The sequence below is a fragment of the Bradyrhizobium zhengyangense genome, from assembly GCF_022012555.1.
Lineage (GTDB): Bacteria > Pseudomonadota > Alphaproteobacteria > Rhizobiales > Xanthobacteraceae > Bradyrhizobium > Bradyrhizobium zhengyangense.
On sequence record NZ_JAKLTZ010000012.1, the window covers coordinates 13840 to 36911 of the forward strand.

Consider the following 23072-nt stretch of genomic DNA (forward strand, 5'->3'; position numbering starts at 1 on the left):
CATCATGTTGCAGGCAGAGAGCGATCATGATCGTCAAGGTGAGGCATCGACCGACGACATGATCTGGATTCCCGGCGGCATGTTCCGAATGGGGTCCGACCATCACTATCCCGAAGAGGCTCCGAGCCACAGGGCCGTCGTGGACGGCTTCTGGATCGATCGCACCCCGGTAACCAACCGGCAGTTCAAGGCGTTCGTCAACGCGACCGGCCACGTCACCACGGCGCAGATCGTTCCGGATCCGAAGGACTATCCCGGCGCCCGGCCGGAGATGATTTATGCGGGCTCGCTTGTGTTCTCGCCCCCATCGCTGGTGACCGATCTCAACGACTGGAGCCAGTGGTGGACTTTCATGAAGGGCGCGACCTGGCGTCGCCCTTACGGTCCCAAGAGCAATATCAAGGATCTGGACGACCATCCGGTCGTCCATGTGTCCTACAGCGACGCGCTGGCCTACGCGAATTGGGCCGGCAAGGATTTGCCGACTGAAGCCGAGTGGGAATTCGCCGCGCGCGGCGGACTCGACGGCGAAGATTTCGCCTGGGGCAACGCATTCAATCCGGGCGGCCGGCACATGGCCAACACCTGGCAGGGGATCTTCCCGCTGGAAAACCGCTGCGAGGACGGCTTCGAACGCACCTCGCCGGTGACGGCTTTCCCGCCCAACGGATACGGCGTCCACGACATGATAGGCAACGTTTGGGAATGGACTGCCGATTGGTGGTCGGCCCGGCATGATGCCGATGCGCACAAGGCTTGTTGCACCCCGCAAAATCCGCGCGGAGGTCCCGAGAGCGCCAGCTTCGATTCCTGCCAGCCTCACATCAAGATCCCAAGGAAAGTCTTGAAGGGAGGCTCGCATCTTTGCGCGCCCAATTACTGCCGTCGCTACAGGCCTGCGGCGCGCCATGCGGAGCCTATCGATACCTCAACCAGTCACGTCGGTTTCCGATGCGTCGTTAGAAAGGGGAGTGAACGATGAGCGAAAAGAAGCAGTCAAATCCCAATCGCCGCAGCATCCTTCTGAGCGGAACGGCGCTCGTCGCAGCGTCGATTGCAACCGACGCGTTCGCGCAGGCGCAGAAGGCCGCACCAGGTTCTCCCGCTGCGACCGCAGGTCCATCCGGCCGCAGGCCGAACATCCTCGTCATATTCGGCGACGACATCGGCCAGAGCAACGTCAGCGCCTATTCTTTCGGGCTGATGGGCTACCGGACGCCCAACATCGACCGGATCGCCCGCGAAGGCATGATGTTCACCGACTACTATGCCGAGCAGAGTTGCACGGCCGGACGGTCGAGCTTCATCACGGGACAATGCACTCTTCGCACCGGGCTATCGAAAGTCGGCATGCCGGGCGCGACGGTCGGACTGCAGGCACGCGACGTCACCATCGCCGAAGTGCTGAAGCCGCTCGGCTATGCCACGGGCCAATTCGGCAAGAACCACCTCGGAGACCGCAACGAGTACCTTCCGACTGTGCACGGCTTCGACGAGTTCTTCGGCAACCTCTACCATCTGAATGCCGAAGAGGATCCGGAATCCCGCACTTACCCGCGCGATCCGCGGTTTCTTGCAACGCTCGGCCCACGGGGCGTCCTGCGCTGCAAGGCCTCGGACCGGGACGATCAGACCGAGCAGCCGCGCTGGGGACGGGTCGGCAAGCAGACGATCGAGGATACCGGGCCTCTCACCAGGAAGCGCATGGAAACGGTCGACGACGAAACCTCGGCGGCCGCGATCGACTTCATGCAACGGCAGACACGGGCGAACACGCCCTTCTTCTGCTGGTTCAACTCGACCCGCATGCACTTCCGCACACATGTGCGGGACTCGCATCGTGACCAGCCCGGCCTGACCTCGAGGACCGAATACGCCGACGGCATGATCGAGCACGATGCGGTCGTCGGGAATATCCTCAAAGCACTCGACGATCTCGGCATCGCGAACGACACCATCGTGCTCTACACGACGGACAACGGCCCGCATCAGAATTCCTGGCCGGATGCCGGAACGACGCCGTTCCGCAGCGAGAAAAACACCAATTGGGAGGGCGCGTTCCGCGTGCCCTGCATGATCCGCTGGCCGGGCCACATTCAGCCGGGCTCCGTGTCGAACGACATCGTCAGCGGCCTCGACTGGATGCCCACGCTGCTTGCCGCGGCGGGCGAGCCAGACATCAAAAGCAAGCTGCTCAACGGCTATGACGTAGCGGGCAAGACCTTCAAGGTCCACCTCGATGGCTACAATCAACTGCCATACCTCACGGGTCAGCAACCGAACGGCGCGCGCAAGGAGTTCGTCTACTTCGATGACGACGGCGATCTCGTCGCCATGCGTTACGAAAACTGGAAGATCGTGTTCGACGAGCAGCGCGCGACTGGCACCATGCGAATCTGGGCCGAGCCGTTCACCAAACTCCGGGTTCCCAAAATGTTTGACTTACGGTCCGACCCGTTCGAACGGGCCGATATCACTTCGAATTCCTACTACGACTGGTTCATGTCGAACCCGGCGCCGTTCCTGGCCTCGCAATCGATCGTCGGGCCATTTCTCGCGACCTTCAAGGATTACCCGCCGAGCCAGCGGCCCTCGAGCTTCAGCATCGATCAGTTGGTCGAGAAGATGCAGAAGAATTTAGAGCCGGCGCATTAGCGCTGAATGAGGGAGGCTCCGGTGAAAAAAGGACTGCTCGCCGCGTTCGCACTGGTTTGCATTTCGGGCGCCGCCTTCGCGCAGGCTACAGATGACAGCCGCGTGCGCAGCCGCGCCGTCGAGGCCGTCATCTGGGGCATGCCGGCCGTCAACTTCGACCTGATGTTGCAGGCGGCGCTGAAGGCCGGAGCCAGGGAAAATCAGATCGTGTTCTGGTCGCGAATTCCGGATTGGAAGAACCAGACGCTCACGCCCAATCCCAGCACGATCTACCTGATGCCGTTCATCGACACGAAGAGCAACGGCCCGATGGTGCTCGAAATCCCGCCGGCGCGCGGAGGCGAGATCACCGGCACGATCATGGATGCCTGGCAAGCCGCCCTCGACGACGTGGGACCGGCGGGCGCAGACAAGGGCAAGGGCGGAAAGTATCTCATCCTTCCGCCGGGCTACGCCGAGAGAACTCCTGACGGCTACATTCCCCTCGCGTCCGACACCAACATGGGCTACGCGCTGCTGCGCTCGAACGTCGGCAGCGGCAGCGACGTCGACGTCGCCAAAGCGGTCGCCTACGCCAAGCAGATCAAACTCTACCCGTTATCCCAGGCGGCGGCGCCGCCATCAACGACCTTCATCGACGTCGTCGACGCCACGTATGACAGCACGATCCCCTACGACATCCGCTTTTTCCAGTCGCTCGATCGCTTCATCCAGCGGGAAACCTGGCTCGAACGCGACAAGGCGATGATCGATCAGGTCAAGGCAATCGGCATCGAGAAGGGCAAACCGTTCGATCCTAATCTTCAAGCGCAAAAGATGCTCGAGGAGGCGGCCCGAGACGCCCGCTTGTGGCTCGATCTCAGGTACGAAGGCCTCTTCAAGCCGCCCTTCTATGAAGGCGGCCAATGGGCGCTGCCGGTCGCGCACGACGTCACCGAAGGGCTGGCGAATCTCTTCACCAAGCCAAACGTCTACCCGGTCGACGACCGCGGCGCGTTCTACTCGTTCGCATTCTCCAGCGTGAAGCACCTCGGCACCGGCCAATTCTATCTCGTCACGATCCGGGACAAGGAGGGCAAGGCGCTCGACGGGGGAAGCACCTATCGGCTGACGGTGCCGGCCAACGCCCCGGTCTCTCTCTACTGGTCGGGCACGGTCTACGATCGCGAGACGCATGGACTCGTCAAGGACACGAAGTGGTCGAGCCGGGGGTCGAATACGCCAGGTCTGCAGACCAATCCCGACGGCTCGGCCGACATCTTCTTCGGCCCGAAGGCTCCAGACGGCAAGGAGTCCAACTGGGTTCCGACCAAGGCCGGTGGAGGATGGGAGATCATCTTCCGTTTCTACGGTCCGCAGAAGGCCCTCTTCGACAAGACATGGCGGTTGCCGGACATCGAGAGGATCGCGGCGCAATGAGCGGTCTCGATCTCTTCGCCTGGGTCGTGCTGATCATCGTGCTTGCCGTGATCGTGCTCGTCTTCTGGCTAATGGGATCCACTCCTGGGCATGTCGCGCGTCGCCGCGGCCATCCATGGGCCGAAGCGGTGGCGGTCGCCGGCTGGATCACACTGATCTTCGGTTTCGTGCTGTGGCCGGTCGCGATGATCTGGGCCTATGTCGACGTCCCGGCGAAGCGGACAGTGGAGCCAAGGTCATGATGATCGCCCTCATGGCGCTCTATCTGGCGCTGCTGTTCACGCTGGTCTGGCTTGGCGCGATCCGGTTCAACGCGTTCTGGAAGGCCTCGCCGCTTGTCGTGCTGCTTCTTCTGAACGTCGGCCTGTTCATCCCGATGGGATGGGGTGCTCCGCAAGGCAAGGCCCTGGTCTACCGCAATGCCGTCTCGATCGTTCCGGACGTCGCCGGCGAGGTCATGGACGTTCCGGTTCGGCCGAACGCGTCCCTGAAGCAGGGCGATGTCCTCTTCAAGATCGACCCGACGCCCTACGACGCCCAGGTGAAGGCGATCGAGGCACAGCTCAAGCTGTCGAGCACGCGCCTGACCCAGATGACGTCGCTGTACGAACGGGACGCGGGCCGCGGCTTCGACGTCGAGCAGCGGCAATCCGAAGTCGACCAGCTCAAGGCCCAGCTTCAATCCGCCCAGTGGAATCTCGACAAGACCGTGGTGCGCGCGCCGGCCGACGGCTACGTCACCAACGTTGCGCTGCGCAAGGGCGCCCGCGTCGGAAATCTTTCAGCCGCGCCCGTGATGGCCTTCATCGATACGTCCGCCACCCAGGTCGCGGTCGAGATCGACCAGATCAATGCCCGCTACGTCGCACCGGGCGACGCAGTGGAGATCGCGTTCAAATACGTTCCGGGGCGCGTGCTCTCAGGAAAAGTCGAGAGCGTGTTGCAGGCCGTCGCCACGGGACAGACCCTGGTCTCGGGCGCCGCGGTCGCGCCCAAGGGCATCGAAACCGTCCCGTTCGTCGTGCGGGTGGCGCTCGACGACGCCGAACTCGCGAAGGCGCTCCCTGCGGGTGCCACGGGAACCGCGGCCATCTTCACCGACCACGTCAAGGTCAGCCACGTGCTCCGCCGCGTTCTGCTGCGGCAGATCTCGATCATCGACTACGTCAATCCGTTCTAAGCAGGGGAGAGCATCATGAGCAAAAGGGCACGTTGCGCGCTGATGGCGACCCTCGGCTGGGCCGTCGCCGCCATTCCCTCCCCCGCTTTTGCCGATGCGGGCGGCGTCGGGTTCTGGCTTCCCGGGATATTCGGCAGCCTCGCCGCGACGCCGACCGTGCCGGGCTGGGCCTACGCGTCGATCTATCTGCATCTGCAAGCCAATGCCGGTGCCTCGCAGAACTTCGTCACCAGCAACGGCGCGCGCGGCTCGGTCGTCGCGGGCTTGAACGCGCATGGCGATGCCCTGGCGCTGGGAATCACCTATGTCTCCCCGACGCCGGTTCTCGGCGGCCAGGCATCCTTCGGGATCGTCACCGCCCCCGGCAATGTCGGGCTTGGCGTCGATGCCACGCTGACCGGGCCACGCGGTAACGCCATCTCCGGGGCTGTGACGGACAACCGAACGACGCTGTCGGACGTCTACTACCAGGGCTCCCTGAAGTGGAACCAGGGCGTGCACAGCGAGATGGTCTACATCACCAGCAACATCCCGAGCGGCACCTACGATCCGAACCGCCTCGCCAACCTCAATCTGGGCTTCGTCGCTTGGGACGTCGGCGGAGGCTACACGTATTTCGATCCCAAGACCGGCCACGAATTCTCGGCGGTCGCAGGCGTCACCTACAATCTGATGAACCCGTATTTGCAGTATCAGAACGGCATCGACTTCCATGTCGACTGGGCGGCCTCACAGTTCCTGAGCAAGAACTTCCAGATCGGCGTTGCCGGCTATTTTTACCAGCAGCTCACCGACGACAGTGGCCCCGGCGCCAAGCTCGGCGGCTTCCGGGGGCGCGCGATTGGGATTGGGCCTCAGGTCGGCTTCATCATTCCGATGTCGGATGGCTACCAGGGATATCTCAACATCAAAGGCTACAAGGATATCGAGGTGGAGAACCGGGCTTCAACCTGGAGCACCTGGGTGACGTTCGCGGTTTCCGCGGCACCGCCGGAGCCGGCGAACAAGCCCAAGCTGCGCAAGTAAGAATCTCAATGGGTTGAACGGTGCGACCCGGTGCTATTGTCAAAGGCGCCCGATCGCCCCATTCTTGAAGTCAACGCCGTCTTGTTCTATCGGAGCGGCATCAAGAAATTTCAATGGTTTAGGCGACCCCCTGTTAATGTGGCAGCATATGGACTCACGGTGCCGCTTGAGCGCCGCCGGGTTGGCGCGTAGATTCGCGCCGCCATGATGATTTGCTCCCTCAATATCGCTTCGGTCTTCTTCCTGGACTGAGCGCAGGCGCCTCCGCCACGGAGGCATTGCGTGCCGCGCGGCTTGCCTCGCGGAGTCCCGACCGAGCCGGCCGGTTCCGCATTGAGCGGACGATGAGGGCTGGCAAGCATAGAGAGACATCATGGCTGCCACTTCCCGCGCGCTCGACAACGCGCAAATCGCCCAATTCATTCGCGACGGCTTTGTCCGGATCGACAACGCCTTTCCTCGCGAGCTCGCCGAGCAGGGCCGCGCCATCTTGTGGCGCGATCTGCCCTGTAGCGAGCACGATCCGTCCACTTGGACGCGCCCGGTGATCCGGCTGTCCGGCTACGGCGGTCCTGTTTCGAGAGATTGCCAACACGCCGGTGCTGCATCGCGCGTTCGATCAGCTGGTCGGCGTCGGCCGCTGGCGGGCGCGCAGGGACATCGGCGGCACTTTTCCGGTCCGCTTCCCGCATCCGGACGATGCCGGCGATGCCGGCTGGCATATCCACCTCAGCTTCCCCGGTGAAGACTGTGACCCCAACGAGCGGCACGATCATTCGGCGTGGCGAGCCAACATTGTCTCGCGTGGCCGTGCGCTGCTGATGCTGTTCCTGTTCTCCGATGTCGGCGAGAATGACGCGCCGACGCGCATCAGGGTCGGCTCGCACATGCCGATGGCGCGCTATCTGGCGCCATGGGGTGAGGCGGGCTACGCGCGGATGGTGCTGGATGACATGGGCGCCGATTGCGAGATTGCGCTCGCGACCGGTGAGGCTGGTACCGTCTATCTCTGCCATCCTTTCCTGGTACATGCGGCGCAAAAGCACCGCGGAAAGACACCGCGCTTCATGGCGCAGCCGGATCTCCCTCCGGCCGAGCCCCATCGGCTCGAACGCGAGGATAGCGCCTACTCGCCGGTCGAGATCGCAATCCGGATCGCACTCGACGCCGCCTGAGGCAAGCGGCTTCAACAGGCCATGTCGTGGCGCAGCTTTAAGCGCCATGACATGGCGCCCATCCTTGCCATTGCGAAAAATGAATCGCGATCAATGAGCTAGAGTCGATTCCTGTGAACTCACGTGAGTTCACATGAGAAACAGCCTTCACTTCAGGTGCGAGGGGTTTTTGCGAGTCGCATCAACGAGATCGGCCCGGATGCTGTGAAGCTGATCAAGCAGCATCATGTTTCGCTGCAATTAGGCTTCATGCGACACGACGAGGCGCGCATCCCCATAAAGCCTGGACCAGCTCAATATTTCCTTAAATGCCGGCAGCAGGCCGTAGGCGGCATCGGTCAGCTCGTACTCGACCCGCAACGGCTTTTCCGCAAAGGCGGTGCGCGACACCAATCCGTCCTGTTCGAGCTCGCGCAGCTGCGTGGTCAGCACGTGCTGGGTGATACCTCCGATCGATCGCCGCAACGCACCGAAACGAACCGCGCCGTCCATCAGCGCGAACAGGATCTCCAGTTTCCACTTGCCACCGAGCGCATGGATGGCGCGCTTGAAGTCGGCAAGCAAGGCAGGGTCGGGGCTGCAATCGCACGCGCCGTCGCAAGCGCTGGTCAGGTTTTCCATACCGGTCTCGAACTCCATTCTACTTGTTCCCCCGGGAGATAGTGACCAGATGCGTCCTTGAGCAGGGGAGCGGAACAAATTGGCCGGCCGGCGCAACGAGGGAAATTTGGCAATGAGCACTGTTCTGGTTACCGGCGGGTCCGGCTTCGTCGGCATCCATGTGATCCTGCAGCTTCTGGCGGCCGGCCATGCTGTCCGAACGACGGTGCGCCGGCCGGACCGGCAGGCCGCGGTGCTGGCGATGTTGCGCGAGGGCGGGGCGGCATCGCCCGACAGCCTCTTGTTCTTCACCGCAGATCTCACGGCGGACCACGGCTGGCGCGAGGCGGCGATGGGCTGCGAGTACCTGCTCCACGTCGCCTCGCCGCTGTCGACCAGTGTTCCCAAGGACGAGAACGAGATGATTGTCCCGGCCCGTGACGGCACGTTGCGGGTTCTGCGCGCCGCGCGGGATACCGAAGTCAAAAGGGTCGTCGTCACCTCGTCGCTGGGCGCGATCGGCTACGGGCATTCGCCGCGCCAAAAACCGTTCGACGAGACCGACTGGACCAATCTCGATGGCGCCGACGTGCAGCCCTACATCAAGTCCAAGACCCTGGCCGAACGAGCGGCCTGGGATTTCGTCGCGCGCGAGGGCGGCGGCCTGGAGATGTCGGTGGTCAACCCCGCCGGCATTTTCGGCCCGGTGCTGGGGCCGGATTTCTCCGGCTCGATCGAGATCGTCAAATCGCTGCTCGACGCTGCCATGCCGGCGGTGCCGCGGGTCTATTTCGGCGTGGTCGACGTGCGTGACGTCGCCGATCTGCATTTGCGAGCGATGACCGCGCCGGAAGCAAAGGGCGAGCGTTTCATCGCGGTCTCCGGCGAGACGATGTCAATCCTCGACATCGCCAAGGTGCTGCGGCGGGAACTGGGCTTCAAAGCGCGCCGGGTTCCGCGGCTGCAGGCGCCGGACTGGCTCGTGCGGCTTGCCGCGCGCCGGATTCCCCTGCTGCAAGCGGTGGTGCCGATGCTCGGGCGTGTCAGGCATTCCACCAGCGCCAAGGCGAGGTCGGTGCTTGGCTGGCAGCCCCGTTCCAACGACGAAGCGATCCTCGCCACCGCCGAAAGCCTGATCCGGCTCGGCCTGATCAAGGCGTGATGCTGCACGCCGCCAGCGCTTGTCAGGCCGGGGCTGGGATGCTGAAGTGCCGCCCTTGATTAGGTAGCGTGGGAGAGGCGGCGCCGATGGACAAAATTCTCGTGGCCGCAAAGGCGATCGCGCTGGCGCGCCGCAACCATGCGCCGCTCGCGGCGCTGGAACATCCGCCTGCTGACGAGGCCGAGGGCTATCAGGTCCAGCGCGCACTGCACGATCTCCTGCTGCCGCATGTGGGGCCGCTGGTCGGCTACAAGATCGGCTGCACCAGCCAGGTCATGCAGGAGTACATCGGCATCCCGCACCCCTGCGGCGGCGGCGTGTTCCAGAAGGGTGTGCACGACAGCGGTGTCAAGCTCGCAGCGTCCGACTATGTCCGCGTCGGCGTCGAATGCGAGATCGCGGTGCGCCTGAAGAGGAACCTCGCCGCCGGCGAGGCGCCGTTTACGGCCGAATGGGTCGGTGAGGCCGTCGAGGCCTATCATCCCGCGATCGAGATCGTCGACGACCGCTACGTGAAATGGGAGACGATGGGCGCGCCGACCTTGATCGCCGACGATTTCTTCGCCGCCGGCTGCGTGCTGGGACCCTCCGTCCCGCGCTCGTCGGTGCCCGACCTGAAGGCCGTCAAGGGCCGCGCCATCGTCAACGGCGAGGAGATCAGCCACGGCACCGGCGCCGACGTGCTCGGCCATCCCCACAACGCACTCGCCTGGCTTGCCAACCATCTCGCCGCCGAAGGCAAGGGCCTGCATGCGGGACAACTCGTGCTGACGGGGAGCCTCGTGAAGACGCTGTGGCTGAAAGCCGGCGACAAGGTGCGGATGGAATTGGACGGGCTGGGCGTGGTGGAGGCGGAGTTTACGTAAGTTCGCGGACATGACTCGTAGCCGCAAGGCATCCTCGCCAAAAATACATGCGGCCCTCGCCAGGGGAGCTAGCGAGGGCCGCGTAGTACATCGTCGTTCGCGCCTAGGTTCGCGAGCACGATGTGGGAGCTCTTGCGGAGGTTAGAAGGGCAGCAGCACGTCCATGACTTGCTGGCCGTAGCGCGGCTGCTGCACGTCCATGATCTGGCCGCGGCCGCCATAGGCGATGCGGGCCTGTGCGATCTTGGTGGAATCGATGGTGTTGTCGCTCTGGATGTCTTCGGGGCGGACGATGCCGGCGACGATGAGTTCGCGGATCTCGTAGTTGACGCGGATCTCCTGCTTGCCCTCGACTACCAGGTTGCCGTTCGGCAGCACCTGCGTCACGACTGCAGCGACGTTGGTCTGCAAGGCTTCCTTGCGATCGACGCTTCCCTTGCCCTCGCTGGACGCGGTGGAGTCGGCAGTGAGGATGCGGCCGGGCAGGATCTTGTTGGCCTGCGTGATCGTCTTGGCGCCGATGAAGTCGGTAATGCCGGAGTCTTCCTTGTTGCTGCGACTGCGCTGGGTGTCGTTCTCGATGTTGGCCTTGTCGGTGATGTTCACGGTCACCGTCAGGAGGTCGCCGACCTGATGAGCGCGCTGGTCCTTGAAGAAAGCGCGGCTGCCATTGCGCCACAGCGAGTTCGGGTTGTAGGAGGCGACTTCCGGCTTCGGCATCGGCATCTGCACCGGCTTGTAGCCGGGCTGCGTCGTCGGATTGTCGATCGCCGACAGCTTCGGTTGCTCGCCGATCTGGGACAGGCGGTCGATCGAAGAGCAGCCGCCCAGCGCGCTGACTGTCAGCAACAGTGCGGAGATCGCGATGCGACGAAGACGGGAAGCCGAACTGAAAGCGGACATGACTAACTCTTACTTTGCTTGTGCTTGCGAGGCGCGAGCTTGCGGGATCTGGACTTGTGCGACTTGAGCCTGGGCAGCTTGACCTTGAGTGGCTTGCGAGGCGGGGGCCTGAACGAGATTGCGGACGAGGGCCTCCGTGTCGACAGGAGCGGGCGCTTCGTCCCGCTTGAGCGAGGAGGTCTGTTCGACGGCAGGTGCCATTGGCACGGACTGGCTCGCACCCTGCACGGTCACCTGGCCGCGGCCGGTGACGACCCCGCTCAGAGTACGCTTGGTCTGCAGATTGAGGACGCTCACGGTGTCGCCCTCGGCGCCGCTCTCGATCGCCTTGCCGCGGGTGGTGAGGTAGATGCCGGGGACCTGGTAGATGACGGTGACGCTCTGGTCGCGCGACACGAATTCGGGCTTGGCGACGTCGGCGACGCGGATCGGCATGCCGGCGCGCATCGGCCGGCGCAGCTGCATGCCGATGGCGCGCTCGCGCAGCGCTGCCTCGCCCGTCACTTCGGCCTTGGGCCGCCGCTCCAGCGCGACGTCGGAGGATTTCAGCGTCTCGGTGCGATCGACGTCGCGGGTCAGAACAGCGACCTCAACGGTCTCGATAGCCGTGCCGGTCAGGCGCAGTTTGGTCGGGGCCGGGTTGCTGTCGTTGTTGATCTCGAAAGAGATGTCGAAGCGGCCGCCGCGGGCATCGTAGCGGGTCCCAACCGGCTGTAGCGCGCCGGTGTTGGAGGCCTCCAGCCGCATGTCGGAGATGCCACGGTCGAAGGTGACGGTGATGTTGGCGGCATCGCCAAGGCCGAAGCGATGGTCGAGCGCGGAAGCGACCGCGTTTTCGAGGTCCTTGTTGGCGAGCGTGCGGGCAAGCCGGGTGACTTGGACTTCCCTGATGTCGCCGGTCATCACGCCGATCACCTGCTTGGCGCGGAGCACATTCAGCACCTGGGCAACCGGCAGAGCGCCGGTGGTGCCGAGATCGGGCGAGCGATAGACCGGGATCTGCGCGGCCGCTCCGGCATTGTCGATGAGGTCGCCGACCCGCACGACGTCGGAGGTGACGGTGACGCTGGCGCGCAGCGTCGGCGCGGCGATGTCGTCGTCGGCGGCCCGCGCCGGCAGGGCCAGCACGAGCAGCGCGGAGATGGTGGCGAGCGTGGTGCGGATCATCATCATCACCTCAGCGGAACAGCGCCGTGGTCGATTGCATCATCTGGTCGGCGGCGCTTATCACCTTGGCGTTCATCTCGTAGGCGCGCTGCGCGGCGATCAGGTCGCTCATCTCCGAGACGACGTCGACATTGGCCTGCTCGAGGCTGCCTTGCGTGATCTTGCCGTACCCTTCCGAATTCGCGGTGCCGTCCTGCGGCGTGCCTGAAGATGTCGTCTCAACGAACTGGTTGCTGCCGACCGGCTGCAGGCCCGCCTTGTTGATGAAACGGGTCACGCCGATCTGGCCGAGATTGGTGTTGGTCGACGAGCCCGGCAGCGTCACGGTCACCTGGCCCTGCTCGTTAACGGTGATGCCCGATGCGTTGTTCGGGATCGTGATGGTCGGCTGCACAGGGTTGCCGCCCGCAGTGACGATGCGGCCCTGATTGTCCATCTGGAACGTGCCGTCGCGGGTGTACTGGAAGGTGCCGTCGGGCATCAGGATCTTGAAGAACCCTTCGCCCGAGATGGCGAGATCGAGGTCGTTGCCGGTCTGCGACAGCGTGCCTTGCGTCATGCTGCGCGGCGTGCCGACGGTCTTGACGCCGCCGCCGATGTCGACACCCACGGGCAGGATGGTGCCCTGATCCGAGGCCTGGGCGCCGACGCGGCGCACGTGCTCGTAAATCAGGTCCTCGAACGCCGCGGTCTGCTTCTTGAAGCCGGTGGTGCGGAGGTTGGCGATGTTGTTGGAGATCACCTGAACGTTCAGTTCCTGTGCCGCCATTCCGGTCGCTGCGGTGTGAAGCGCCTGCATGTCAGTTCTCCCTCAATCAGGCCGGAACGTCGGCGAGCTTTTCGATCGCCGATTTGTGGAGGTCGCTCTGCTGCTGGAGCAGGTTGGCGATGGCGGTGTAGCTGCGCATCACCTCGACCATGCGGCCCATCTCGCCGACCGAATTCACGTTCGACTTCTCGATGTAGCCCTGCTGCAGGGTGGACTTGGTGTCGGGCTGCTGGGCGGCGGAGCCGGTGTCGTAGAGATTGGCGCCGAGCTTGATCAGCTTGGCCGGATCGTCGAACGTCACCATCTTGATCTTGCCGCGGATCGTGTCGATCTTGGCCGTGCCTTCCAGCACCGTCACGGTGCCGTCGGGGGCGACGTTGATGTCGTGGTCGGTCGGCTGGAACACGATCGGGCCGGCAGTGCCGAGTACGAGGTTGCCGTCCGAGGTCATGAGCTGGCCGGTGCTGCTGAGCGCGAATTTGCCGTCGCGGGTGTAACGCTCGGCGCCATTGGCCTGCACGGCGAAGAAGGCGTTGCCGCTGATCGCCATGTCGAGCGGGTTGTTGGTCGCCTCCATCGGGCCCTGGCCGACGTCGCGGTAGGTGCCGCGGTCCTGCACATAGGAGACCCGGCGGTCGGAGCCGACGAAATTGTCCTCATGCGCGTTCGAGCGGAGATACTCCTCGAACAGCGAATGGTCGGCCTTGAAGCCGTTGGTGTTGACGTTGGCGACGTTGTTGGCGATGACATCCATCTGCCGTTCCAACGTCATCTGCCGTGACAAGCCGATCAGAAGCGCATTCTGCATCGGTCGATCTCCCCTTGCGTGAGCTCGGCCATCTCGCTCTCCCAAGCGCCTTGGCCGATCCCGTGAACGAGGCCGTCCGGTTCTCCCAAACCATCCGGTCTCGCCCTTCTCTCAGCGAAAGCCGTGCCAACTCGAAAACATGCATGATTACAGTTGGTTGGCTATTTTTCGGCAGAGAAAGCAGGGGGCAGAAAGGTTCTGTTAGCCATGTTTGCCCGGCAGATTTTTCCTAGCGGAAGCCCGATCGAAAGGTTCCGTTAACCATTATTACCGTAGCGTTTGCGTGTGAGAGGAGCGCTTTGCGCTGGGGCATTTGTATCGCGTCACTGTCTGCCAGGAGGCCTCGCCCTTTCGACCCTTTATGAGATGAGCGAGCCCGGACGGTCATGGCAGAGAATGAAGCGGAAGGCGGCGCAGCCGCCGAAGGCGCGGAAGCCGCTGCCCCCAAGAGCAAGTTCAAGCTGATCCTGATCGTCGTCGGCGTGCTGGTCGTGCTCGGCGGCGGTGCCGCCACCTGGTTTCTGTTCTTCCGTCATGGCGATGACGAGCATCATGCCGAAGTCGCGCCCCCGCCCAAGCCGCCGGCCTTCGTCGAAGTGCCCGACATGATGGTCAACCTCGCCGGCGCGCCCGGCGAGCGTGTGCAATATCTCAAGCTCAAGATCGTGCTCGAGCTGAAGGAAGAGAAGCAGATCGAGGCGATCAAGCCGTCGATGCCGCGGGTCACCGACATCTTCCAGACCTATGTGCGCGAGCTTCGCTCCTCCGACCTCAACGGCTCCGCCGGCATCTTCCGTCTCAAGGAAGAGCTGACCAAGCGCGTCAACGCCGCGGTCGCGCCGATCCAGGTCAGCGCGGTGCTGTTCAAGGAAGTCGTGCTCCAGTGAGGATGCAGCGGAAGGGTACGGGCTAGCGTCATGGCCGGCAACGAGCAGATGGACCAGGATGCGATTGCCGCCCAATGGGAGGCATCGCTCGATTCCGAGGATCCCGCGGAGGCCGCGAAGGCTGCTGCCGAAAACGAACTCTCGGAGACCATGGCCCTGCAATGGGCGGCCATGGTCGAGGACGGCAGCCGCGATCTCGGCAACGGCAAGAATTCCGGCGAGCGGGTGCTGTCGCAGGAGGAGATCGACAATCTCCTCGGCTTCACCGTCGGCGACGTCACGCTCGACGATCACAGCGGCATTCGCGCGATCATCGATTCGGCGATGGTCTCCTACGAGCGTCTGCCGATGCTCGAAATCGTCTTCGACCGCCTGGTGCGGCTGTTGACGACCTCCTTGCGCAATTTCACCTCCGACAACGTCGAAGTCTCGCTCGACCGCATCACCTCGGTGCGCTTCGGCGACTACATGAACTCGATCCCGCTGCCTGCCGTGCTCTCGGTATTCAAGGCCGAGGAGTGGGAAAACTTCGGCATGGCGACGGTGGATTCCAACCTGATCTACTCGATGATCGACGTGCTGCTCGGTGGCCGCCGCGGCTCCAGCCAGCTGCGTATCGAGGGCCGGCCCTACACCACGATCGAGACCGAGCTGGTCAAGCGCCTGGTCGAGGTGGTGCTGGCCGATGCCGAGCAGGCGTTCCGGCCGCTGTCGCCGGTGACCTTCACGATCGACCGGCTCGAGACCAATCCGCGCTTCGCCGCGATCAGCCGTCCCGCCAACGCCGCGATCCTGGTGCGCCTGCGCATCGACATGGAAGACCGCGGCGGCAATATCGAGCTCTTGCTTCCCTACGCGACCATCGAGCCGATCCGGCCCGTTCTGCTGCAGATGTTCATGGGCGAAAAGTTCGGCCGTGATCCGATCTGGGAAGGCCATTTCGCCACCGAGATCGTCCAGGCCGAGATTTCCGTCGATGCCGTGCTCTACGAGGCCGACATTCCGCTCAAGCAGCTGATGCGGCTCAAGGTCGGCGACACGCTGCCGCTGGACATGCGCGCGGATGCCAACGTCACCGTGCGCTGCGGCGACGTCACGATCAGCGAAGGGCGGATGGGCCGGGTCGGCGACCGCGTCGCGATCCGCGTCACGAAACCCTTGCGCAAGCCAAATACGACACTTGCGATGTTCGAGAAGGTGGACGAACAGAATAAGCTGATGGAGGCCCCATGAACCACTCCCTAGGAATGGCGATCGAGACGCTGGTGGCCATCCTGCTGATGCTCACGATCGGCTATTGCATCCTGCTCAACAAGCGGCTGACCCGGCTGAAGGCGGACGAGCATTCGCTGAAGGCGGTGATCGGCGAGCTGATCACCGCGACCGAGATCGCCGAACGCGCGATCGGCGGGCTGAAGCTCGCTGTGCGCGACGTCAACGAGAATCTCGGCAGCCAGCTCGCGGCCGCGACGCAGATGTCCGACCAGCTCTACAAGCAGCTCGGCGAAGCCGACAACGTGGTGCGCCGCCTCTCAAAGATCGCCATCGCGGCCCGCCCCGTGACAAATCCGGAAGCTGCCGCAGCGCCCGTCGCCAAGCCGTCGCCCGCGAAGGCGGTGGCCGCCGCCGCCGAAGCCTTCTCGGAGCGCCGCAGATCCAACGGTCTTGGGTCCAACGGTATCGCCGCATAAAGTCAGGGTATGAAGTCCTTTCGTAACATCCGCGTCATTCCGGTCGTGCTGGTTGCGGTCGCAGGTCTCGCCACGCTGAAGGTGGCGGGGCTCGTGATCAATGGCGGCTATGTGTTCGACTACCAGCCGAACTCCTTGAAGAAGTCCTGGGCGCAGGAGAATCTGAACTTCCCGACCGGGCGAGAGGACCCTGACATCACCGGCTCGACGCATGGCGAGCCGAAGGAAGCGCCGAAGCCGGCCGCACCCGAGAGCAAGCCCGAGGGCACTCCGGTCAAGATGGACGAAGCCCAGCCGCAGGTCTCGGCCTCGGAGCGTGCGATCCTGGAACGGCTGCAATCGCGTCGCCAGGAGATCGAGGCACGCCAACGCGAGATCGACATCCGCGAGAGCCTGTTGAAGTCGGCGGAAAAGCGCATCGAAGGCAAGGTCGAGGAAATGAAGGCGGTGGAGTCCCGCATCAGTGCGACCCAGGCCGAGCAGAAGGCCGCCGAGGCCCAGCGCTTGAAGGGCCTTGTGACCATGTATGAGGGCATGAAGCCCAAGGACGCCGCACGGGTATTCGACCGGCTCGAGATGAGCGTGCTGATCGAGATCGCCTCGGCGATCGCCCCCCGCAAGATGTCCGACATCCTGGGACTGATGTCGTCGGAAGCCGCCGAGCGGCTGACCGTCGAGATGGCGCGCCGTGCCAATGGGGGCGGGGATCAGGCTGCTTCCGTCGGGGATCTCCCGAAGATCGACGGCAAGCCGACGCAAAAGCCGAATTGAGGGCTCATACTTAAGAAGTCCTTAATTGGCAAAACTTACATTCGAAGGCATGGGCCGGCACCAGTGCCGGCGTGGATCCGTCGAACCGGAAGAAATGCCGCCAATGGCGCGAGAGGCTGCCGCTGGATTTGTGTCGCGAGCCCGCGCCTCGGCGCTGGGGCTGTCGCGCCATGTCCGCAAGGCGGTCTTGCTGGCCGCCTGCACGCTGGTCGGCCTTAATTCTTTTGCCCGCGCCGCCGATCCGATCCGGGGTGAGGCGACTTTCTCAGCGGGCGGCGGCTTTGCCCGTCTTGTGATCAAGCTCGGCGAGGACGTTCCCTCCGAGGTGACGACCGCCGGCTCCATTCTCGTCATCCGCTTCGATCGCCCGGTCGACGTTCCCGTCGATCGCGTGCCGGAGGGCGCGCCCGACTATGTCAACTCCGCGCGTCGCGATCCCGATGGCAACGCGATCAGACTGTCGCTGGCGCGGCGCGTCACCGTCAACACCATGAACGCCGGCGAGCGCACCTTCATCGACCTGCTGCCGGAAGGCTGGAAGGGCCCGCCACCGAGCCTGCCGATGGACGTGGTGAAGGAACTTGCCGAGCGCGCGCGTGTCGCCGAGCGCGCACTGCGCGCCCAGCGCGCCGCGGCCGAAAGCAAGAAGCGTCCGCCGATCCGCGTGCGCGCCTCGGTGCAGCCGACCTTCGTGCGCTTCGTGTTCGAGATGCCCGACGGCGTCGGCGTCTCCTCCGTGCTCAACGAGCAGAAGCTCACGCTCGCCTTTAACGCCAACCTCAACTTCGATCTCGCTGATGCTGTCGTCGCTGCGCCGCCGAACGTCGCTTCGATCAAGCAGAAGGCTGACATCGATACGACCAGCGTCGAGATCGCGCTGATCGGCGATTCCGACGTGCATTCCTTCCGTGACGACAAGAATTATGTCGTCGACATCGCCTTCCAGCCCGACAAGGGCAAGACCGCGGCGACGCCGGAGGCCGCGATCGCGAAGGCTGAAGCTGGCGGTCACGGACCGGCGCCGGCGGCTGAAAAGCCGGCGGCCGCGAAGCCGAAGGAGGCTCACAGCGAGATCAAGCCGCCGACCTCGGAGGCGATCGCGCGCGAAGCCAAGATCGAGGTGAAGCCCGAAGCAAAGACGGAAGCGCCCGCCGCGATGCCGGCTGCCGAAGCCCCGAAACCGGCTCCCGCGGTAAACTCGACCGAAGCCCCGCACGTCACGGACGCGCCCAAGAACGCGCCGCCCGCGATGGAGGCCGCTGCACCTGCTGCTCCCGCCAAGCCCGCGGTGACCGAAACGCCCAAGGAGGTCGTGAAGGAATCAGCGAAGGAGCCGGTCAAGGAAGAGCCCAAGGAGACGGTCAAGGAAGCGGCGAAGGACGCGCCCAAACCGGCACCGGTCGAGGCGCAAGCCGCTCCGTCGCCCCCTGTTGCCAGCGTCGATGCGCGGCGCGACAGCGATGGCTTGCGCGTGACGTTCCCGCTTTCCGTTGCAACGCCGGCCGCAGCGTTCCGCCGCGGCGACACGGTGTGGCTGGTGTTCGACTCGCCAAAGCCTATCGATGTCGAAGCGATCCGCGCCCGGGGTGGTGCGATGATCGGCGAGGTCAGCCGCATGCCGCTCGAGAAGGGGCAGGCGGTGCGGATCCGTCTCACCCGTCCGCTGGTCTATTCGCTGACCAGCGAGGAGGTCGGCAAGGAGACCAACTGGCTGCTGACGCTTGCCGACAAGATCCAGGCGACGCCGCTGCCGCTGATGATGTCCCGCAACATCACCGATCCCGCGCTCGCCAACATTGCCATCCCCTTTGCCAATCCGGGCCAGCTGCACAAGCTTACTGATCCCGATGCCGGCGACATGCTCTATGTCGTCACCGCGCAGCGGCCGGTCCGCGGCTTCATCAAGCGACAGGATCTCGTCGATCTCTCGCTGCTGGAATCCGCACACGGCATCGCGATGCGGCCGAACTCCGACGATGTCGGCGTCGAGGTCGGACAGGACAAGGTCATTCTCGGAAAGAAGGGCGGCCTGACGCTGTCGCCGGTCGACGTCTCCGCGGAGCGCGCACCGACTGCGGTGCGGCCGGTCTTCAGTCCCGAGAGCTGGCGCAAGGGCCAATCCGAAGATTTCTGGACGCGCCAGAGCGATCTGATCACGGCGATCTCGGCCGTCGAGCCGGCGCAGCGCTCGCTGCCGCGGCTCGATCTCGCCCAGTTCTACATGTCGCGCGCGATGTATTACGAAGCCAAGTCCGTGACCGAAGTGATGCTGTGCGATCCGCTCAACAAGGAGGAGAGCAGCGCGCTGATCATCCACGCGATCGCGAGCATCCTGATCGGGCGCACGACCCAGGGCCTGAAGGATCTCGCCAACCCCGTGATCGGCAACAGCCACGATTCACAGCTCTGGAAGGCGCTCGCTTATGCGCGCCAGGGCAAATGGGCGGATGCCCGCGAAAGATTCAAGAACGTCGAATTCGCCATCGCCTCGCTGCCACTCGACATCCAGCGCATCGTGACGATGGATGCGATGCGCGCCTCGCTCGAGGTCAAGGACTATGCCGGCGCCTCCAAGCGTCGCGGCGAGATCGAAGTGGTCGGCGTGCCGCCCGAGGCGGCGCCGGACTTTGCGGTGCTGCGCGGCCGGCTCGCCGAAGCGCTCGGACACGACAAGGACGCGCTCGACGACTACAAATTCGCGGTTGCCTCGGACGACCGCCAGGCCGCCGCCGAAGCCAAGCAGCTTGAGGTCGCGTTGCGTCAGAAGCGCGACGAGATCAGCAAGGAAGAGGCGCTGAAGGAGCTCGAGACGCTGTCGATGACCTGGCGCGGTGACGCGATCGAGGTCAAGACGCTGCAGATGCTGTCGCAGCTCTATTCCGAGAACGGGCGCTACCGCGACGCGCTCACCGCTGCGCGCACCGCGACGAAGATGCAGCCGAACTCGGAAGCCTCGCGGCAGGCGCAGGATCTGGCGTCGGATCTGTTTACGCAAATCTTCCTGGGGCCCAAGGGCGATGAACTGCCGCCGGTCGAGGCGCTCGGGATGTTCTACGAGTTCCGCGAGCTGACCCCGATCGGCCGCCGCGGCGACGAGCTGATCCGCCGTCTTGCCGATCGTCTTGCCTCGATCGATCTGCTCGACCAGGCCGCCGAGCTCCTGCAATATCAGGTCGACCACCGCCTCGAAGGCGCAGCACGCGCGCAAGTCGCCGCGCGTCTGGCCATGATCTATCTCGCCAACCGCAAGCCCGACATGGCGATCACGGCGCTGCGGGCGAGCCGCATCAGCGACCTCTCCGGCGAGCTCAGGCAGCAGCGCCTGCTGCTCGAGGCGCGGGCGCAGAGCGACGTCGGCCGCCATGACCTCGCGCTCGACATCGTTTCCAACGTATCGGGGCGTGAGGTGCTGCGGCTGCGGTCGGACATCTTCTGGGCGGCGCGGCGCTGGCGCGAGTCTGCCGAGCAGATCGAGCTCTATTACGGCGATCGCTTCCGCGACTTCAAGCCGCTCAATGCGGTCGAGAAGAGCGACATCATTCGCGCAGCCGTCGGCTATGCGCTCGCCGACGATTCGATCGGGCTGTCGCGTTTCCGCGAGAAATACGCCCCCCTGATGAGCGAGAGCGCTGACCGGCTCGCCTTCGACATCGCCAGCAAGCCGGCCGGTGCCTCCAGCGCCGAATTCGCCGAGATCGCCAAACTCGCCGCAAGCGTCGACACGCTCGACGGCTTCCTCCGCGAGATGAAGCAGCGCTTCCCCGACGCCACCGCTCGCGCCCCGGCCTCGCCGCAGGCCAAGGATGAGACCGAGCACACCGGCTCGCTGCCGACGATCCCCGTCGTGCGGCAGATCAAGATGACGCGGTAGGAACCCTGCTACTTCTAGCCTCTCGACAGGCGCCAGCCGCGGCGGCAACCTGTCCACCTTCATGCCGGGAGAGGGACGATATGAGCAAGCCTGCCAAGACCGAAGCCGAACTCATCGCGATGGCACGGGCCGAGTTGAAGGTCCACTCCGACGGCCCTGACAGCCTCGTCATCTCTGTTGTCCGCGACGGCGACAGCTGGGAGTTCCGGGCCGATGCCGATCAGGCGACACGGGGCAAGCCAGGCTTCCCCGAAAGCGTCGCCATGCTGGTGCAGATCGGCGATCACCTCAGCAAGCAATATGATGTGAAGGGGTAGGGTGGCGGGTCGTTACCCCCCGTAGCTCTGCACCAGGCTTCCCGCGACCAGCGACCAGCCGTCGACCAGCACGAAGAAGATCAGCTTGAACGGCAGCGAGATCGTCGCGGGCGGCAGCATCATCATGCCCATCGACATCAGCACCGAGGCGACGACGAGGTCGATGATCAGGAAGGGGAGGAACAGCAGGAAGCCGATCTCGAAGGCGCGCTTCAGCTCGGAGATCATGAAGGCCGGGACCAGAATGCGCAGCGCAAGCTCGTCGGGCGTCGCCGGTGGCGGCTCGCCCGAGAGATCGAGAAACAGCTTCAAATCCTTCTCGCGCACATTCTTCTGCATGAACCCGCGCAAGGGAACGGAGGCGCGCTGCAGCGCGTCCTCGACGCTGATCTGGTTGGCGACGAGCGGGCGGATGCCGTCGTCATAGGATTTCTGCAGCACCGGTCCCATCACGAAAAAGGTGAGGAACATCGCCAGCGCCAGGATCACCGAGTTCGGCGGCGCGGTCGCCGTGCCCATCGCGGTGCGCAGCAGCGATAGCACGACCACGATGCGCGTGAACGACGTCATCATGATCAGGATCGACGGCGCGATCGACAGCACCGTGAGCAGAGCGATCAGCTGGATCGCACGCTCGGTGACGCCGCCACCGCCAGCGCCGCCGCCGCCGAGATTGATGCTGATGTCCTGCGCATGCGCGGGCATCGCGAGCGAGGTCGCGGCGATCAGGACAGAAAAAAAGAATACTCTACGCGGGAAGGACGGCAGCCTCACGAAGACGGCTTCGGACGGCCGAGCAGGGAGGCCATCTCGTCTTCGAGATTTTCAAAGCTGGTCTTCTCTTGAGCCGGCTTCGCCGGCGGAGCCGGAGGGGCGGGCGGCTCGGCCCGTGCAGCGCGCGGCGTCGGCGCATCCGGTGCGACCGGCGGGGCGATGGGCTCGCCGGCTGGGCGGCGCAGGGCTGCCTCGAGGCGCTGCGCCATCTCAGCGAGATTCTGTTCGGCGCTCGACGGCGCGGCGACGGCAGGGGCCGGCGGCGGAACGGGCGGAGCCTGCAGTCCATGCGGGGCCTGCGGCACAGGTGGAGGAGGCGGTGGCGCAGCTGCACGCTCGGCACGCACCGGCGGCATCTTCGCCGGATCGCTCTGGCGCGGCGGGCGCGGCATCAGCGGCGGCTCGTTGCGTGCAACGCGGGGCATCGGTTCGGGACGAGGCTCTCGCTCGGGACGCTGCATGGGTTCAGGCGAGAAGCCGCCGAGGTGCGGCTCGCTGCGGCGCTCGGCCAGTGCGGGCGCCGGGCGGCGGACCTCGTCGGCAAACGACGGACGCGCAGGCCGCGGCGGCGGCTCCGGCATCTGCGGTTCGGGATGGTCGAGCACTTCGGGGCGCGGGGCCTCGTCGGCCCAGCTGCCGGCATCGGGCATCGGGGCGAGGCGCGGCGGCTCGGCGGCGCTGGGACGCTGCGGAATCTGGTCGCGGCCGGCGGCGGCGCGCACGATATTCGGCTCGACGACGATGTCGGTCGGGCCCCCGATCATCAGGAGATGTTCGACATTGTCACGGCGTACCAGCACCAGGCGCCGGCGACCATCGACCGCGGCCGCGTCGATCACGGCGAGCCGGGGCATCCTGCCGCGCTGGGTGTTGGCGCCGAGCCGGGTGGTCGCGAATCGGCGGACCAGCCACGCCGCGACGCCGATCAACGCCAGAACGACGATGAACGCGACGATGAAGGTGATAGGACTACCGTTCATACCTGTCCCCGGTAAATGCCGCTTCTGTCGTGCCTATGGTCGGATCCTGAC

At 64.7% G+C, this 23072-nt stretch carries 21 protein-coding genes and 1 pseudogene; 15 read left to right on the forward strand and 7 right to left on the reverse strand.

All coding sequences use genetic code 11. From position 1 onward, the window contains the following. Positions 1-4 precede the first annotated feature (4 nt). The 7 genes and pseudogenes from L6639_RS32030 to L6639_RS32060 all read left to right on the forward strand — a co-directional run bounded on the left by L6639_RS32030 (position 5) and on the right by L6639_RS32060 (position 7455). Complete coding sequence (locus tag L6639_RS32030) at positions 5-982, forward strand: formylglycine-generating enzyme family protein (protein ID WP_237865550.1); 978 nt, start codon at positions 5-7, stop codon at positions 980-982. Next, positions 979-2655 (forward strand): arylsulfatase, encoded by a 1677-nt coding sequence (locus tag L6639_RS32035; protein ID WP_237865552.1) that lies wholly within the window; start codon positions 979-981, stop codon positions 2653-2655. Before L6639_RS32030 ends, L6639_RS32035 begins: the two co-directional genes overlap by 4 nt. Positions 2656-2676: 21 nt before the next feature. Further along, positions 2677-4074 (forward strand): DUF1254 domain-containing protein, encoded by a 1398-nt coding sequence (locus L6639_RS32040; protein WP_237865554.1) that lies wholly within the window; start codon positions 2677-2679, stop codon positions 4072-4074. Next, positions 4071-4316, forward strand: a complete 246-nt coding sequence (locus L6639_RS32045; RefSeq protein ID WP_237865556.1) for a DUF3302 domain-containing protein — start codon at positions 4071-4073, stop codon at positions 4314-4316. Before L6639_RS32040 ends, L6639_RS32045 begins: the two co-directional genes overlap by 4 nt. After that, a complete protein-coding gene (locus L6639_RS32050; RefSeq protein ID WP_237865558.1) occupies positions 4313-5254 on the forward strand; it encodes an HlyD family secretion protein in 942 nt (313 codons plus the stop codon). Before L6639_RS32045 ends, L6639_RS32050 begins: the two co-directional genes overlap by 4 nt. 42 nt (positions 5255-5296) lie before the next feature. Further along, on the forward strand, positions 5297-6280 hold the full coding sequence (locus L6639_RS32055) for a SphA family protein (RefSeq protein WP_237865787.1): 984 nt from the start codon (positions 5297-5299) through the stop codon (positions 6278-6280). 373 nt (positions 6281-6653) lie between these two features. Then, a pseudogene (locus L6639_RS32060) lies at positions 6654-7455 on the forward strand (phytanoyl-CoA dioxygenase family protein). Between the two features lie 240 nt (positions 7456-7695). Here L6639_RS32060 and L6639_RS32065 read toward each other — a convergent pair. Further along, the gene (locus tag L6639_RS32065) at positions 7696-8094 is read right to left on the reverse strand and encodes a winged helix-turn-helix transcriptional regulator (RefSeq protein WP_237865560.1); all 399 of its coding nucleotides are present in this window, start codon (positions 8092-8094) and stop codon (positions 7696-7698) included. A 94-nt stretch (positions 8095-8188) separates the two neighbouring features. Between L6639_RS32065 and L6639_RS32070 the strand changes: the two genes are divergently transcribed. Beyond that, complete coding sequence (locus tag L6639_RS32070) at positions 8189-9217, forward strand: SDR family oxidoreductase (protein WP_237865788.1); 1029 nt, start codon at positions 8189-8191, stop codon at positions 9215-9217. An 86-nt stretch (positions 9218-9303) separates the two neighbouring features. Continuing rightward, positions 9304-10083 carry a 2-keto-4-pentenoate hydratase gene (locus L6639_RS32075; RefSeq protein WP_237865568.1) on the forward strand — a complete coding sequence of 260 codons (780 nt, stop codon included), beginning with the start codon at positions 9304-9306 and terminating at the stop codon, positions 10081-10083. Positions 10084-10224: 141 nt separating this feature from the next. On the opposite strand, the gene flgH is transcribed toward L6639_RS32075, so the two are convergent. The 4 genes from flgH to flgF are packed head-to-tail and all read right to left on the reverse strand — an operon-like array spanning position 10225 to position 13730. After that, positions 10225-10986 carry a flagellar basal body L-ring protein FlgH gene (flgH, locus tag L6639_RS32080; protein ID WP_237865570.1) on the reverse strand — a complete coding sequence of 254 codons (762 nt, stop codon included), beginning with the start codon at positions 10984-10986 and terminating at the stop codon, positions 10225-10227. A gap of 9 nt (positions 10987-10995) precedes the next feature. Further along, positions 10996-12153: a flagellar basal body P-ring formation chaperone FlgA gene (gene flgA, locus L6639_RS32085; protein ID WP_237865789.1), complete on the reverse strand. Its 1158-nt coding sequence runs from the start codon at positions 12151-12153 to the stop codon at positions 10996-10998. A 10-nt stretch (positions 12154-12163) separates the two neighbouring features. After that, a complete protein-coding gene (gene flgG / locus L6639_RS32090; protein WP_237865572.1) occupies positions 12164-12952 on the reverse strand; it encodes a flagellar basal-body rod protein FlgG in 789 nt (262 codons plus the stop codon). Positions 12953-12968: 16 nt separating this feature from the next. Beyond that, positions 12969-13730, reverse strand: a complete 762-nt coding sequence (gene flgF, locus L6639_RS32095) for a flagellar basal-body rod protein FlgF (RefSeq protein WP_237865575.1) — start codon at positions 13728-13730, stop codon at positions 12969-12971. 386 nt (positions 13731-14116) lie between these two features. Between flgF and fliL the strand changes: the two genes are divergently transcribed. The 6 genes from fliL to L6639_RS32125 all read left to right on the forward strand — a co-directional run bounded on the left by fliL (position 14117) and on the right by L6639_RS32125 (position 21267). Beyond that, positions 14117-14617 carry a flagellar basal body-associated protein FliL gene (gene fliL / locus L6639_RS32100; protein ID WP_237865577.1) on the forward strand — a complete coding sequence of 167 codons (501 nt, stop codon included), beginning with the start codon at positions 14117-14119 and terminating at the stop codon, positions 14615-14617. Between the two features lie 30 nt (positions 14618-14647). After that, complete coding sequence (gene fliM, locus L6639_RS32105; protein WP_237865579.1) at positions 14648-15850, forward strand: flagellar motor switch protein FliM; 1203 nt, start codon at positions 14648-14650, stop codon at positions 15848-15850. Continuing rightward, positions 15847-16308 carry a DUF6468 domain-containing protein gene (locus L6639_RS32110; protein WP_237865586.1) on the forward strand — a complete coding sequence of 154 codons (462 nt, stop codon included), beginning with the start codon at positions 15847-15849 and terminating at the stop codon, positions 16306-16308. Before fliM ends, L6639_RS32110 begins: the two co-directional genes overlap by 4 nt. Positions 16309-16317: 9 nt before the next feature. Next, entirely contained in the window at positions 16318-17079 is a 762-nt protein-coding gene (locus tag L6639_RS32115) for a MotE family protein (RefSeq protein ID WP_237865588.1), read from the forward strand. Between the two features lie 103 nt (positions 17080-17182). Continuing rightward, positions 17183-20950 carry a tetratricopeptide repeat protein gene (locus L6639_RS32120; protein ID WP_237865590.1) on the forward strand — a complete coding sequence of 1256 codons (3768 nt, stop codon included), beginning with the start codon at positions 17183-17185 and terminating at the stop codon, positions 20948-20950. 80 nt (positions 20951-21030) lie between these two features. Next, on the forward strand, positions 21031-21267 hold the full coding sequence (locus L6639_RS32125; protein WP_237865592.1) for a hypothetical protein: 237 nt from the start codon (positions 21031-21033) through the stop codon (positions 21265-21267). 12 nt (positions 21268-21279) lie between these two features. Here the strand turns inward: L6639_RS32125 and fliP are convergent, their stop codons facing one another. Together fliP and L6639_RS32135 are read right to left on the reverse strand one after the other, a co-directional pair. Then, positions 21280-22041 (reverse strand): flagellar type III secretion system pore protein FliP, encoded by a 762-nt coding sequence (fliP, locus tag L6639_RS32130; protein ID WP_237865602.1) that lies wholly within the window; start codon positions 22039-22041, stop codon positions 21280-21282. Next, positions 22038-23021: a flagellar biosynthetic protein FliO gene (locus L6639_RS32135; protein ID WP_237865613.1), complete on the reverse strand. Its 984-nt coding sequence runs from the start codon at positions 23019-23021 to the stop codon at positions 22038-22040. The genes fliP and L6639_RS32135 overlap by 4 nt, the downstream gene beginning before the upstream one ends. Positions 23022-23072 lie beyond the last annotated feature (51 nt).

Coding starts and splice junctions, on each gene's coding strand:
- L6639_RS32030 (WP_237865550.1), top strand. CDS start 5: ATGTTGCAGGCAGAGAGCGATCATGATCGTCAAGGTGAGGCATCGACC.
- L6639_RS32035 (WP_237865552.1), top strand. CDS start 979: ATGAGCGAAAAGAAGCAGTCAAATCCCAATCGCCGCAGCATCCTTCTG.
- L6639_RS32045 (WP_237865556.1), top strand. CDS start 4,071: ATGAGCGGTCTCGATCTCTTCGCCTGGGTCGTGCTGATCATCGTGCTT.
- L6639_RS32050 (WP_237865558.1), top strand. CDS start 4,313: ATGATGATCGCCCTCATGGCGCTCTATCTGGCGCTGCTGTTCACGCTG.
- L6639_RS32055 (WP_237865787.1), top strand. CDS start 5,297: ATGGCGACCCTCGGCTGGGCCGTCGCCGCCATTCCCTCCCCCGCTTTT.
- L6639_RS32065 (WP_237865560.1), bottom strand. CDS start 8,094: ATGGAGTTCGAGACCGGTATGGAAAACCTGACCAGCGCTTGCGACGGC.
- L6639_RS32070 (WP_237865788.1), top strand. CDS start 8,189: ATGAGCACTGTTCTGGTTACCGGCGGGTCCGGCTTCGTCGGCATCCAT.
- L6639_RS32075 (WP_237865568.1), top strand. CDS start 9,304: ATGGACAAAATTCTCGTGGCCGCAAAGGCGATCGCGCTGGCGCGCCGC.
- flgH (WP_237865570.1), bottom strand. CDS start 10,986: ATGTCCGCTTTCAGTTCGGCTTCCCGTCTTCGTCGCATCGCGATCTCC.
- flgA (WP_237865789.1), bottom strand. CDS start 12,153: ATGATCCGCACCACGCTCGCCACCATCTCCGCGCTGCTCGTGCTGGCC.
- flgG (WP_237865572.1), bottom strand. CDS start 12,952: ATGCAGGCGCTTCACACCGCAGCGACCGGAATGGCGGCACAGGAACTG.
- flgF (WP_237865575.1), bottom strand. CDS start 13,730: ATGCAGAATGCGCTTCTGATCGGCTTGTCACGGCAGATGACGTTGGAA.
- fliL (WP_237865577.1), top strand. CDS start 14,117: ATGGCAGAGAATGAAGCGGAAGGCGGCGCAGCCGCCGAAGGCGCGGAA.
- fliM (WP_237865579.1), top strand. CDS start 14,648: ATGGCCGGCAACGAGCAGATGGACCAGGATGCGATTGCCGCCCAATGG.
- L6639_RS32110 (WP_237865586.1), top strand. CDS start 15,847: ATGAACCACTCCCTAGGAATGGCGATCGAGACGCTGGTGGCCATCCTG.
- L6639_RS32115 (WP_237865588.1), top strand. CDS start 16,318: ATGAAGTCCTTTCGTAACATCCGCGTCATTCCGGTCGTGCTGGTTGCG.
- L6639_RS32120 (WP_237865590.1), top strand. CDS start 17,183: ATGGCGCGAGAGGCTGCCGCTGGATTTGTGTCGCGAGCCCGCGCCTCG.
- L6639_RS32125 (WP_237865592.1), top strand. CDS start 21,031: ATGAGCAAGCCTGCCAAGACCGAAGCCGAACTCATCGCGATGGCACGG.
- L6639_RS32135 (WP_237865613.1), bottom strand. CDS start 23,021: ATGAACGGTAGTCCTATCACCTTCATCGTCGCGTTCATCGTCGTTCTG.